Origin of the sequence: Clavibacter capsici, from assembly GCF_001280205.1 — a bacterium.
Lineage (GTDB): Bacteria > Actinomycetota > Actinomycetes > Actinomycetales > Microbacteriaceae > Clavibacter > Clavibacter capsici.
Genome location: NZ_CP012573.1, coordinates 1374432 through 1387345, shown reverse-complemented (window position 1 = coordinate 1387345; position 12914 = coordinate 1374432). Strand labels below are relative to the sequence as shown.

Sequence of the window (12914 nt, the reverse complement as noted above, 5' to 3'; positions counted from 1 at the left end):
CCGGGCGCGGCCGCTCCGGGAGCACCGCCCGCACCGCCCGCGGGCGCGGCCGGGGCCTGCGCGCGGTTCACGAGCGAGGACAGGTCGACGGCGCCGCGGAGGCTCGCGGCGGAGGGGGGCACGTTCGTCATGGGAGCTCCTTGGCCGAGGTGATGTGGGTGCTGGAGGCGTAGAGGCGGATCTTCTCGCCCGAGTTCACGGGCGGCACGTACATGAGCATCTGCGCCGTGCGGACGGTGTCGAACCCCTTGGCCGAGTCCGTGAGCCCGGTGATCGCCTGCACCTCCGGGTTCGCGTTGACCTTGGCGCCCTCGGCGGTGGGCTTCGCGACGATGCCGAGCTTCACGGTGACGCTCACGAGCGCGCCGGACTCGACGGTCGACATGGCGACGGGCGTCGCGGAGTCGGCCGTGGCGGAGAACTCGACCGAGCCCGTCTCGCCGATCGACGCCGGGAAGTCGGTCTTGCGCTTGGCGTCCTGCGCGCGCACCCCGTCGTCGGTCGCGTCGAACAGGCCCGCGAACTCGCTCTGGTCGCCCTTGTTCAGCAGGTCGGCGTAGGCCGCGGAGAGCTGATCCGGCTGGACGGCCAGGAGCTTCACGTCGGGCGCGAGGCGGGCGGCGCCGATCGCGGCGGGCGCCACGTCCGGGAGCGCCGCCGTCGTGGAGATCGGCATGGCGTAGAGCACGTGGTAGTTCTCGCGCGGGCTCGTCTGCACCAGCGTGAGGGAGAGCGTGGGCGCGTCGTCCGCGTCCGGGTCCTTGACGACCGCGGCGATGGTGCGCGGCCACGCGACGGTCGCCTGCGGGAGCGTGAGCTGCAGGTCGCCCGCCGGGATGGCGGGGACGGCGGCGATGTCGGGCTTGGCCTTCCGGACCTGGTAGTCGGACGTGCGCTCCTGGAGCGCGGGGCCCGCGAACCGCGGGGTGAGCTGGGCGGCGTCGAGCGCCTGGTCGGCCGCGGTAGCGACCTCGGAGACGCGGGAGACGATGCGCGCGGCCTGGTCCTCGGTGACGACGGGCGGGTCCGCGTCCTCCGCCTGGCGGGCGGCGTCGAGGGAGGAGGTGGGCGTCGGGGTGGGCGTCTCGGCGGATCCCGCGGTGAGGGCGGCGGGCGCGCCCTGGGCCGTGCAGCCGCTGAGGGCGAGGCCGGTGACGACGAGCACGGGCAGGGCGATCATGCCCCGGCGTCCGCGGCGCGGCGCGGGCGGCGCGGATCCCGAGCCGGCGGTGAGCGCGGCACGGCGGGCGGCCGGCCCGATGCGCGGGATGCGGGGACCGCCGCGCGGCGGCAGGTTGCGTCGCGGCCCGCGGCTGCGCCGGAGGTGGCGGAGGGCGAGCAGGTAGAGCACGAGGCCGACCACCAGCAGGACGATGCCGCCGATCACGAGCGGGAGGACCCACGGGGACTCGCCCTCGGACGGCCACGACAGCGTGACCTCGGCGGGCGCGGCGGCCGTGCCGTCGGTGGCGAGCAGGATGCTGACGTCGTCCGGCAGGCGCGTGCTGAGCGACAGCTGTCCCTCGCCCGTCTGCTCGGAGAGCCAGAGGTCGGATCCGCGGGGGTCGGTGATGGAGGAGGTGGCGGTGGCGGACGTGCCGGACTCGCCCTGCGGGGATCCCTCGGCGCCGGCGGAGGGGCTCGGCGCGGGAGTCGGCGTCGTCGCCTCGGGCTCGACCACCTCGGCGGTCAGCGCCCCGGTCTCGTCCGTCTCGACGCGCGTGTACGGGCTGCTGCCCACCCACGCCTCGACGTCCGTCGTGGGACCGTACGCGGCGAAGACCTCGCCGTCGCCGCGGGCCACGGTGTCCTGCAGGCCGGGGTGCGCGTTGAGCGTCTTCCCGCTGATGACCGTGTAGGCAGCGCCGCCGGCGGAGGACGTGGCCGCCGTGATGCGGTCGGGTCCGGCCAGGAAGGTGTGCTGGGCGATGCCCAGGCCGATCATGAGGGCCGCGACCACGAAGGTCGCGATCGCCAGGACGAATCGCACGGATGTCTCCTCTCGTGTCGTCGCGGGCGGCGGCCGCATGGGCGGCGGTCGGGGTGCCGACCGCGGCGGCCGACGAGCACGGGTGCTCTCGCGTCGTACCCGCCCAGCTGCGGAGGGGCCGGCGACGGACGACGACATCGAAGGATACCGGACGACGCTGGGAGCGCCTCCTCGGGCGGTCGCCCGCCGACCGAGGAGGGCCACGGGGGCGGGGACCCGCGACTCGGTAGGATCGGCACCTGCCGCGCCCGGCCCGGCGCAGGCGAGCCCCGCGAAGGAGTCCCCGTGCCCCACGACGACACGCCGTTCAGCCCCGCCATGCGCGGCTACAACAGGGACGAGGTCGACCGGGCCGTCGGCGACCTGCGTCGGGAGCTCATCCGCTCCAACCAGCAGGGCGCCGAGCTGCGGTCCGAGCTCGAGCGCCTCCGCCGCAGCGAGCAGGAGCTGCGCGACGAGCTCGAGGAGGTCGGAAGCCCCACCTTCGCCGGCCTCGGATCCCGCCTCGAGGCCACCCTCCGCGTCGCCGAGGAGCAGTCGACGCGGCTGGTCGCCCAGGCCGACGCGGACGCCTCCCGCCTCCGCCGCGCCACCCAGGAGGAGACGGACGCCCAGCGCGCCGAGGCCGAGGCGACCGCCCGCCACCTCGTGGACTCCGCGCGTGCGCAGGCCGCGCAGATCCTCGACGCCGCCCGCCGCGAGGCCGACGACCTGCGCGAGCGCGCCGACGACCGCGCCGAGGGTCTCCGCAGCGACGCCGAGCGCGAGGCGGCCGCCCTCCTCCTCCGCACCCGCACCGAGGTCGCCGACCTCCGCGGCACCGCCGAGAGCGAGACCGCGAGCCTCCGCGCCGAGGCCGCCCGCGAGGTCGCCGAGCTGCGGGCCCGAGTCGACCGCGAGACGGACGAGGCCCGCCGCGACGCCGCCGACCTCGCCCGCGAGACCGTGCTCGCGCGCGGCGCCCTCGAGCGGGAGCTCGCCGACGCCCGCGCCCGGCACGACGAGTCCGTCGCCGAGGAGCGCGCCGACCTCGACCGCGACGTGCGCGAGGCGGAGGAGCGGATGCGCCTCGACGAGGAGACGCAGCGCATCGCCCTCGCCGAGCTCGACGAGCGGACCCGCGCCGACCTCGACCGCGAGATCGAGCAGGCGCGCACCGACTGGGACCGCGAGGTGCAGGCGTCCCGCGACGACTTCGACCGCCGGATCCACGCCGAGCGCACCGCGTTCGACCGCGACGTGGAGGAGACCCGCGCCGCCCTCGAGCGCGAGATCGCCGAGACGCGCGAGGCGCTCGAGCTCGAGGTGGCGACCGCACGGGCCGAGCTCGCCCGCGAGGTCGAGGAGGCGCGGACCGACCTCGCGCGCGACGTCGCCGAGGGCACCGAACGGCTCGAGCGCGAGACGCGGGCCACGCGCGCGCAGCTCGAGCTCGAGGCCGTCACGGCCCGCGCGGCTCTCGAGCGCGAGATCGCGGAGGCCGAGGCCCTGGAGGCCGACCGCCGCGAGGCCGAGCGCCTGCGCCTCGAGCGGGAGGCCGCGGAGACCCGCCTCGAGCTCGCGGCCGAGGCCGAGGAGGCGCGCCTGACGCTCAGCCGCGAGATCGAGCAGGGCCACCTCGACCTCGACGCCGAGATCACCGCCCGCCGCGACCACGACGCGCGCGACGCCGCGGAGCGCCAGCGGGAGGCGGCCGAGCGCACCGCCGCCTACCTCGGCGAGGCGGAGGCGCGGCTGCAGGAGGTCACCGCGCTCCTGGCGTCCACGCGCGAAGAAGCGGAGACGCTCGCGGTGGAGAGCCGCGACGCGGCGCGCACGACCCGCGAGGACGCCGACCACGATGCCCGCGCCGCCATCGCCGACGCCGAGCGCCGCGCCCGCGAGACCGTGGCCGACGCCGAGCGCCGCGCCCGCGAGACCGTCGCGGACGCGGAGGAGCGGCTCGACCGCATTAGGATCGAGCGCGAGGCGGTGGCCGCGTACCTCGAGAACGTCCGCGGCGTGCTGACCCAGGCGGACGACGCCTCCTCCGACGACGACGAACCCCGCACCGCGCCCTGAGCGCGTGCCCACTCGGAGGCCTGACGTGAAGATCCAGAACCCCTACCGGCTCGGCCTCCTCGCGGGGCTCGGCGTCCTCACCGCGCTCGTCATCGGCGGCGCGCTGGTCTCGCTCGGCACCGTGCTCACCTACGTCGGCACCGCCATCTTCCTGGCGCTCGGCATCGACCCGCTCGTGACCTTCCTCGAGCGCAAGGGCGTCCCGCGCCCGGTCGCCATCCTCGTGATCTTCCTGGTGCTGCTCGGCTCGCTGGCCGGCGTCCTGCTCGCGGTCATCCCCGTCGTCGTCAACCAGGCCAGCGCGCTCGTCACGCAGATCGTGCAGTACGCGCAGAGCGTCAGCGGCGACCAGTTCATCGAGAACCTGCAGTCGTTCGTGCCGCGCGAGGTGTTCGACGTGCAGACCGGTGCGGACCAGCTCGTCCAGTACCTGTCCAACGCCGCGAACGTGGCCACCATCACGGGCAACGTCCTCACGGTCGCCTTCACGATCGGCAACTTCCTCTTCGGCATGGTGATCATCGTGATCCTCACCATGTACTTCACGGCGTCGCTCAACTCCTTCAAGAGCGGGATCTACAAGCTGGTGCCGGCCACGCGCCGCGCGCGCTTCGCTGACATCTCCGAGCAGATCACGCAGTCGGTGGGCCGCTACGTGATGGGCCAGGTCGGCCTCGCGCTCTGCAACGGCGTCCTCAGCTTCATCTACCTCAGCATCGTCGGGGCGGCGCTGCCGGCGGTCTGGGCGTTCATCGCGTTCCTGTTCTCGCTGCTCCCGCTCGTGGGCACGATCACCGGCTCGGCGCTCATCGTGCTCGGCCAGGTCGTCCTGCTCCCCGAGTCGACGAACACGTGGATCGCGGTGGCGATCTACTACCTCGTCTACATGCAGATCGAGGCGTACGTGCTGAGCCCGAACATCATGAACCGGGCCGTCAAGGTGCCCGGCGTGGTCGTGGTCATCGCCGCGCTCACCGGAGGCACGCTGCTCGGCGTGCTCGGGGCGCTCATCGCGGTGCCGGTCGCCGCCGCGGTGCTGCTCATCATCCGCCAGGTGGCGATGCCGCTCCAGAACGAGCGCTGATCCGCCGGGACGTCCCCGGAGGGCGCCCGCGGGCGGGCGGGGTCAGGCCGCGACGGGCCACTCGGTCGGGAGCGGGAGCGCCGACGGATTGACCGTGCGCACGATCTCGGTGAGCACGCGCGAGACCTGCGTCTCCCCCACCCACAGGTGCTTGGCGCCGTCGACGGCGATCAGCTCGGCCTCCGGCACCGACGCGAAGCGCTCGCGCGCCTCCGCGGGCCGCAGGAAGTCGTCGTGCTCCGGGACGAGGATCACGAGCCGGCGCGGATCCCCGTGCCAGGCGGCCACCTCGTCGGCCGTCGCCCGGTGCAGCGGCGGGGACAGCAGGATCGCGCCCTCCACCGGGTGGCCCCGTCCGTGCCTCAGCGCGACCTCGGTGCCGAACGACCAACCCACGATCCACGGCGCCGGGAGGCCGCGGGCCGCGACGAGGTCCATGGCGGCCGCCAGGTCGTGCCGCTCGCCGTCGCCGCCGTCGAACGCGCCCTCGCTCGTGCCGCGCGCGGACGCGGTGCCGCGCGTGTTGAAGCGCAGCACGGCGAGGTCGGCCAGCGCGGGCAGCCGCAGCGCCGCCTTCCGGAGCACGTGCGAGTCCATGAAGCCGCCCGCGGTGGGCAGCGGGTGCAGCGTCACGAGCGTGGCCACGGGATCCCGCTCCGCCGGCAGCGCGAGCTCCCCCACCAGGCGCAGGCCGTCGGCGGTCATGAGCTCGACGTCCTCGCGACGCGCGGGGAGCTCCGTCGAGCTGGTGATGGGGCGGGGGGCGGTGTCCGTCATGAGACCTTCCAGCAGTGGGTGTGCCAGTGGCGGCGTGCGGCGAGGTCGCTCTGCTCGCCCATCATGCCGTCGGCGCGCCACGCCACGACGTGCGCGTGGCCGGGTTCGATGTCGAGCGCGCAGCCGGGGCAGCGGTAGACCTTGAGCGCTCGTGCGGCCGAGACGGGCTGCACGTTCCAGACGCGGCCGCGCCGGGTCTCCGTCTGCTGCGAGCCGCTGAGGAGGCGCGTCAGCACGTCCTCGTCGTCGTCCACCGGGCGGCGTCTCCCCCGGGGTCGGTTGCTGCGCGGCATGATCCGATCCTAGGCCGCGTCGCGCGCCGCCCCGTCAGCCGGCATCGGCCTGACGGCCCAGCCGCGCCTCCTCCTGGTCGAGCATGCGCTGCGCCCGGGCCAGCACCCGCGACGGGTGCTCCCCCGTGCCGCGCGCCTCGAGGAGGGCCGCGCGCTCGGCGTCGAGGACGTGGCGCCGGAGCAGCAGGTACGCGGCGCGCGGCGTGATCGGGGCGCCGTCGTCGGCCGCCATGGCCTCGGCGCGCTCGCTCACCCACTCGGCCTTCATCGCCGTGTCGCGGCGGACGCGCTCGACGACCTCGTCGTCCACGACGGTCCCCTCGGGCAGCTGCCGCACGCCCTCGTCCACGGCGCGGATCCCGGCGTCCGCGAGCTCCGCGACCAGCTCCGCGAGCTGCCGCTGGTCCTCGACGGCGTCGCTGCCGCGGATCCCGCTCACGCGGATGACCGCTGGCAGCGTGCCGCCGTTGACGAGGAGCGACACGATCGCGACCGTGAACGCGATGAGCACGAGCTGCGCCCGGTAGGGGGTCCCCGACGGGAGCGACTGCGCCGCCGCGAGCGTCACCACGCCGCGCATGCCCGCCCAGCCGAGGACGAGGCCGCCGCGCCAGCCGAGGCCCTGGGAGCGCAGCGCCTGGTGGTCCGCGCGTCGGCGCCGGAGGATCCGCGCGGCCGCCCGCTCCCGGCGCGACGGTCGGTCGCCCCCACGGGCCCGGCGCAGGCGCTCGAGCCCGCGGCGCACGCGGCGCGTGCGCTCCGCCGCGTGCTCCTCGTGACGGCGCAGGCCGAGGAGCAGCGGCACGAGGAACCCGAAGCGGATCAGCGTCAGCACCACGAGCGTGAGCACCCCGTACGCGACCGCCGTCCCGACGCCGAGGTCGGCCTCGTGCACCTCGTCGACGATGTCGCGGAGCTCGAGGCCCATCACGAGGAAGACGCCGTTCTCCAGCAGGAAGAGCACCGTGCGCCAGTTCAGCCGCTCGTTGATGCGCGACTGCGCCGACAGCGTCGATGCGCTGCGGTGCCCCGACCAGATGCCCGCGGCGACCACGGCGAGCACGCCGGACGCGCCGACCTCCTCCGCCGGGATGAACGCGACGAACGGCACGGCGAAGGAGATCGCGGTGTCGAGCACGGGGTCGTCGAGCCGGCGCCGCACCTCGGTGGTGATCACGCCGACGACGATGCCGATCGCGAGCGCGCAGACCGCGGACAGGACGAAGCCGCCGGCCGCCTGCCAGAGGTCGACGGTCGCGCCGACCGCGGCGATGGAGGTGCGCAGCAGGACGAGCGCGGTGGCGTCGTTCACCAGGCCCTCCCCCTCGAGGACCGTGACGAGCCGCGGCGGCAGGCCGAGACGGCGGGCGATGCTCGTGGCCGCCACGGCGTCGGGCGGGCTGACGACCGCGCCGAGGGCGAGGGCCCCCGCGAAGGACAGGTCCGGGAACAGCGCGTAGATCAAAAGGCCGATGCCGAAGGCCGAGACGAGGACCAGCACCACCGACAGGCTGACGATCGTGCGGAGGTTGCGCCGGAGGTCGACGAGCGGCACCGTCACGGCCGCCCCGTAGAGGAGCGGCGGCAGGACCCCCGACAGGATCAGCTCGGGCGGCACCTCGACGGGCGGCACGCCGGGCAGGAACGACACCCCGACGCCGACCAGGACCAGCACGAGCGGGGTGGCGACGCGGATCCGGCGCGCGAGGAGCGTGACGGCCACGAGGGTCGCGATCCCGGCGACGCCGAGAGCCGCGTAGTCCATGCTCAGAGGCTAGCCCCGCACGCGGCCGCGCCGACGCCCGGGGGCGCCGACGACCCGGCGGGCTCCGCCGTGGTCAGTACCAGTTCTTCAGGACGCTGTGCGCCTTCGCTCCGCAGGGGGAGCCGTAGCGCGAGTCGATGTACTGCAGGCCCCAGGTGATCTGCGTGGCCGGGTTGGTCTGCCAGTCGGCCCCGACGGACGCCATCTTGCTGCCGGGGAGGGCCTGCGGGATGCCGTAGGCGCCGCTCGGGTTGTAGGCGTTCACCCGCCAGCCGGACTCCTTGGTCCACAGGTAGTCGAGGCAGGCGTACTGGTCGTCACCCATGCCCTGCGACGCGAGGATGCTGCGGGCGATGCCCTTCGCGCTGCCCGGGTCGGGGACGGCGATGGCTCCGCCTCCCCCTCCGGCACCGCCGGACGACTTGGCGCCCGAGCCGGCGGACGGGGCGCTCGGGACGACGGGCGGCGGCGGGGGCGGCGGCGGCGCGACCGACTCGAACCCGGGCTCGATCTCGACGGCGGTGTCCGCGGTGGCCACCGACAGGCTCTGCGCGTCGGCTCGGGCGAGCTGCGCGACGGTGGCCTGGTACTCCTGGTACTGCGGGTTCGCGACCGCGCCCGACGTGGGATCCACGACGTTCACGAGCATGAAGGCGGCAGCGGCACCGAACGCGACGGTGGGGGCGGCCACGCGCGAGAACGCGGAGCGGCGACGAGGAGCGGGCCTCGCAGCGGCGGTGAGCGGCTGGCGAGGAGCGAGGACGTTCGTGTGTCTACCCATGGCTTCGGACGACTTTACCCAACCGTTACCCGGATGGCGACTCCTGGCCGGTTTCGGGGGCGTCCTGCCAGGCAGGGACGGCGGGGAGGAGGCGCGGTCCCGGCTCAGCGGACGGCGTTCATGACGTCGATGACCGCGTCCAGCAGCAGGTCGACCTGCGCCTCGCGGTATCCGCCGCGGCGCGGGTGGAAGGCCACCGTGCGCACGTCGTCGACGCTCATGGGCTTGGTCCCCCGGAAGTACTTGGCGACGCGGTCGGCGAAGCGGTCCACCTCGCGGCGGTCGTAGCCGGTGGTCAGGAGGCCGGCCCGGTCGAACCGCTCCCCCGCGGGCCGGCTGACCCGGTCGAGGATCTCCTGGGCGGCACGTCGGGCCTCGGCGTTCCACGCGTCCTCGCCCACGCGCGCCACGGTGCGGTCGCGCTCGCGCACGGCGAAGGCGTCCTCGAGGCGCTCCAGCACGCGGTCCACCGCGGCGGCGGAGTAGCCCCCGCGGCGCATGTCGAAGGAGACCCGGCGGATGGTCTCGGAGGTCAGCGACCGGTCGGCCTCGTCGTCGTAGCAGCGGCGCGCGTCGCGCAGGAAGGCGTCGACCTGGTCCGGGTCGTAGCCGCGCTCGCGGCGTCCCGCGCTCGGGAAGGTGGTGGTCATCCGGGACATCCTACGAGGTGCCGCCCGTGACGATGAGGAACAGCGCATAGGCCACCGCGGCGGACGGCAGGACCGAGTCGAGCCGGTCGAGGAAGCCTCCGTGGCCGGGCAGCCAGGAGCTGATGTCCTTCACGCCGAGGTCGCGCTTCATGAGCGACTCGGCGAGGTCGCCCAGCGTCGCCGTCACGACGATGACGAGCCCGAGCACGATCCCGAACCACCAGTCCTGATGGATCATGAACAGCGAGAGCAGGACGCCGGCGACCACCGCCGCGACCACCGCGCCGGCGAAGCCCTCCCACGTCTTCTTCGGGCTGATGGTGGGCGCCATCGGGTGCTTGCCGAAGTTGAGGCCGGCGACGTAGGCACCGGTGTCGCAGCAGATCACGAGGATGAGGAACGCGAGCGTCCACCACTCCCCGCCGTCGCCCGCCGTGAGCAGCACCGCGAACGAGCCGAGGAGCCCGACGTAGGCGAGCAGGAAGAGGCTCGATCCGATGTCGCCGACGAGCGCGCGCGCCGACGTCCGACGCGCGGGCACGGCCTGCTCGACGACCCTCCATGCGGCGAGGAAGGCCATGGCGCCGAGGAGCCCCAGCCACTGGCCGTCCGGACGGCCGAAGTACGTGATCGGCAGCAGCGCGACGCACGCGATGACCGAGCCGACGCGCGGGACCCGACGGCCGGCCTGGCGGAGCGCCGTGGCCAGCTCGTACGCCGTGAACGCGATGAGCGCCGCGGCGATGAGCAGGAACAGCTCCTTGACCACGACGAGGCTGACGAGCACGACGCCGCCGAGCAGGAGGCCGACGGACACCGCGAACAGCAGGTTGCGTCCCGTGCGGGCGTTGATGCGGTCGTTCGTCGCCTCGAGGGAGGCGCGGGTCGCGCGGACCTGCGCGGTGAGGTCGGCACGGGTCGCCTGCACCTGCGCCTCGAACTCGGCGCGCGTCACGCGGCCGCGGTGCCGGCGGATCCGAGGGGCGCCGTCGGGTCCCGCGGCGGGCGGGACGACGGGCGCCCGCTCGGCGGGATCCTCGGGGCGTGGCACCTAGACCTCGAGGAGTTCGGTCTCTTTGCGCTTCAGCGCGTCGTCGACCTGGTCGGTGTGCGTCTTGGTGAGGGCCTCGAGCTCCTTCTCGCCGCGCGCGACCTCGTCGTCGCCGACCTCGCCCTTGAGCGCGTCCAGCTCGTCCTTCGAGCGGCGACGGACGTTGCGGACGCTGACGCGCCCCTCCTCCGCCTTGCCGCGCACGATCTTCACGAACTCCTTGCGACGGTCCTCCGTCAGCTCGGGGAGCGTGAGACGCACCATCTCGCCGTCGTTGCCGACGGTGGCGCTGAGGTTCGGCACGTTGACGAGGGCCTTCTCGATCTCCTTGAGGGCCGTCTTGTCGTAGGGCGTGACGATGAGCGTGCGCGCCTCGGGGTTGTTCATGCTCGCGAGCTGGCCGAGCGGCGTGGGGCTGCCGTAGTACTCGACCATGACCTTCTGGAAGAGGGCGGGGTTGGCACGGCCCGTGCGCACGGTGCCGAAGTCCTCCTTCACCGACTCGACGGCCTTGCCCATCCGGTCTCGGGCATCTGCGAGGACTTCGGCGACGGTCACGGGATCTCCTTCGGTAGCGCGGGCGCGGTGGGCGCCCGGTCGATCTTAACGCGGATGGGGAGGCGCACCGGTGCCGAGCGGCCGTCCGGCCGCGCGGCACCTGCGCGCCGGTCGTCAGTTGGAGACGATGGTGCCGATGCGCTCGCCCCGGATCGCGCGGGTGACGTTGCCACCCGGCTCCATGCCGAAGACGACCATCTTCATGTCGTTGTCCATGCAGAGGCTGAAGGCCGTCGAGTCGACGACCTTGAGGCCGCGCTGCAGGGCGTCCTGGTAGGTGACCGTGTCGAGCAGCGTGGCGGAGGAGTCGGTGCGCGGATCACCCGTGTAGACGCCGTCGACGCCGTTCTTCGCGACGAGCACCTCGGTGGCCGAGATCTCGAGGGCGCGCTGGGCGGCGACCGTGTCGGTCGAGAAGTACGGGAGACCGGCTCCGGCGCCGAAGATGACGATGCGGCCCTTCTCCAGGTGGCGCACGGCGCGACGCGGGATGTAGGGCTCGGCGACCTGGGTCATGGAGATGGCCGACTGGACGCGCGTGGCGGCGCCGGCCTGCTCGAGGAAGTCCTGCAGGGCGAGGGCGTTCATGACGGTCCCCAGCATGCCCATGTAGTCGGCGCGGCCGCGGTCCATGCCGCGCTGCGAGAGCTGTGCGCCGCGGAAGAAGTTGCCGCCGCCGACCACGATCGCGACCTCGACGGTCTTCGCGGCCTCCGCGATCTCGCGGGCCAGCGCGCTGACGACGTCCGGGTCCACGCCCATCTGACCGCCGCCGAAGGACTCCCCGGAGAGCTTGAGCAGGACGCGGCGGGTGGTGGTCTGATCGGTCATGGTGCTGTTCCCGTCCTCGCGTTCCGGTCGCCGGATCCGGCCCCGGTCCAATCTACTGTGGCGCCCGGCCGGGGACGACGGCGGATCGCGTCGCCGTCCTCGCCCGGGCATGGAGAAGGGAGCCCGGGTCGAGACGACCCGGGCTCCCCGTGGTGGTGCTAGGCGCCGACCTTGAAGCGGGCGAAGCCCGTGACCGTGAGGCCCGCGGCCTCGACGACCTTCTTGACCGACTGCTTGTTGTCCTTCGCGTAGTCCTGCTCGAGGAGCGCGACCTGCTTGAAGTAGCCGGTGAGGCGACCCTCGATGATCTTCGGCAGGGCGGCCTCGGGCTTGCCCTCGTTGCGCGAGATCTCGGTGACGATCGCGCGCTCGGCCTCGACCTTGTCCGCCGGGACGTCCTCGCGGGCGAGGTACTCCGGGTTGGCGAACGCGATGTGCTGGGCGATGCTGCGCGCGGTCTCCGCGTCGGAGCCCGAGTAGTCGACGACGACGCCGACCTGGGGCGGGAGGTCCTTCGACGTGCGGTGGAGGTAGATCTCCTGGTGCTCGCCGGTGAGGCGGGCGACGCGGCGGAGCGCGATCTTCTCGCCGAGGATCGCGGCCTGGTCGCTGATCAGCTGGTCGACGGTCTGCTCGCCGGCGGGGGCCTGGAGGGCCTCCTCGACGGAGGACGCACCGGCCGCGACGACGGCGGCGAGGACGGACTCGGACAGCGCGATGAACTTGTCGTTCTTGGCCACGAAGTCGGTCTCGCACGCGAGCTCGATGAGGGTGGCGGCGCCGTCCTTCTCGCTGGCGGCGACGAGGCCCTCGGCCGTGGAGCGGTCGCCGCGCTTGGCGTTGCCCTTCTGGCCCTTGAGACGCAGGATCTCGATGGCCTTCTCGATGTCGCCGTCGGCCTCGACCAGCGCGTTCTTGCTGTCCATCATGCCGGCGCCGAGGCGGTCGCGCAGCTCCTTGACGTCAGCGGCAGTGAAGTTCGCCATGCTCGTGGACTCCTTCTGTAGGTGGTGATCCGGGGGTCTCCCGGAGGTGAGAGCCCGACGGGCGGACGCGGTTCCCCGCGCCCGCCC

Annotated in this window: 12 protein-coding genes; 2 read left to right on the top strand and 10 right to left on the bottom strand. The window is 73.8% G+C overall.

Features of this window, described 5'->3' with window-relative positions; genetic code table 11:
- Positions 1–127: 127 nt before the first annotated feature.
- Positions 128–1990: a DUF8094 domain-containing protein gene (locus AES38_RS16075; protein WP_053774296.1), complete on the bottom strand. Its 1863-nt coding sequence runs from the start codon at positions 1988–1990 to the stop codon at positions 128–130.
- Between the two features lie 285 nt (positions 1991–2275).
- Here AES38_RS16075 and AES38_RS06570 point away from each other — a divergent pair, with 285 nt between their 5' ends.
- Positions 2276–4051 (top strand): coiled-coil domain-containing protein, encoded by a 1776-nt coding sequence (locus AES38_RS06570; RefSeq protein WP_053774295.1) that lies wholly within the window; start codon positions 2276–2278, stop codon positions 4049–4051.
- 25 nt (positions 4052–4076) lie between these two features.
- Positions 4077–5135 carry an AI-2E family transporter gene (locus tag AES38_RS06565; protein WP_053774294.1) on the top strand — a complete coding sequence of 353 codons (1059 nt, stop codon included), beginning with the start codon at positions 4077–4079 and terminating at the stop codon, positions 5133–5135.
- Between the two features lie 42 nt (positions 5136–5177).
- Here AES38_RS06565 and AES38_RS06560 read toward each other — a convergent pair whose 3' ends face one another.
- From AES38_RS06560 to tsf, 9 genes are all read right to left on the bottom strand, one after another.
- Positions 5178–5912, bottom strand: a complete 735-nt coding sequence (locus AES38_RS06560) for an alpha/beta hydrolase (protein WP_053774293.1) — start codon at positions 5910–5912, stop codon at positions 5178–5180.
- Positions 5909–6205, bottom strand: a complete 297-nt coding sequence (locus AES38_RS06555; RefSeq protein ID WP_043672539.1) for an Rv1322 family protein — start codon at positions 6203–6205, stop codon at positions 5909–5911. The genes AES38_RS06560 and AES38_RS06555 overlap by 4 nt, the downstream gene beginning before the upstream one ends.
- Before the next feature lie 34 nt (positions 6206–6239).
- Positions 6240–7970 carry a cation:proton antiporter gene (locus AES38_RS06550; protein ID WP_053774292.1) on the bottom strand — a complete coding sequence of 577 codons (1731 nt, stop codon included), beginning with the start codon at positions 7968–7970 and terminating at the stop codon, positions 6240–6242.
- 73 nt (positions 7971–8043) lie between these two features.
- Positions 8044–8661: an aggregation-promoting factor C-terminal-like domain-containing protein gene (locus tag AES38_RS06545; RefSeq protein ID WP_244629250.1), complete on the bottom strand. Its 618-nt coding sequence runs from the start codon at positions 8659–8661 to the stop codon at positions 8044–8046.
- Positions 8662–8855: 194 nt separating this feature from the next.
- Positions 8856–9401, bottom strand: a complete 546-nt coding sequence (locus tag AES38_RS06540) for a DivIVA domain-containing protein (RefSeq protein ID WP_053774290.1) — start codon at positions 9399–9401, stop codon at positions 8856–8858.
- Positions 9402–9411: 10 nt separating this feature from the next.
- Positions 9412–10452: a phosphatidate cytidylyltransferase gene (locus AES38_RS06535; protein ID WP_081001857.1), complete on the bottom strand. Its 1041-nt coding sequence runs from the start codon at positions 10450–10452 to the stop codon at positions 9412–9414.
- Positions 10453–10971: a ribosome recycling factor gene (gene frr, locus AES38_RS06530; protein ID WP_052129175.1), complete on the bottom strand. Its 519-nt coding sequence runs from the start codon at positions 10969–10971 to the stop codon at positions 10453–10455. It abuts the gene before it with no gap.
- 153 nt (positions 10972–11124) lie between these two features.
- Complete coding sequence (gene pyrH / locus AES38_RS06525; protein WP_043672556.1) at positions 11125–11841, bottom strand: UMP kinase; 717 nt, start codon at positions 11839–11841, stop codon at positions 11125–11127.
- 158 nt (positions 11842–11999) lie between these two features.
- Entirely contained in the window at positions 12000–12827 is an 828-nt protein-coding gene (gene tsf / locus AES38_RS06520) for a translation elongation factor Ts (protein ID WP_053774289.1), read from the bottom strand.
- Positions 12828–12914 lie beyond the last annotated feature (87 nt).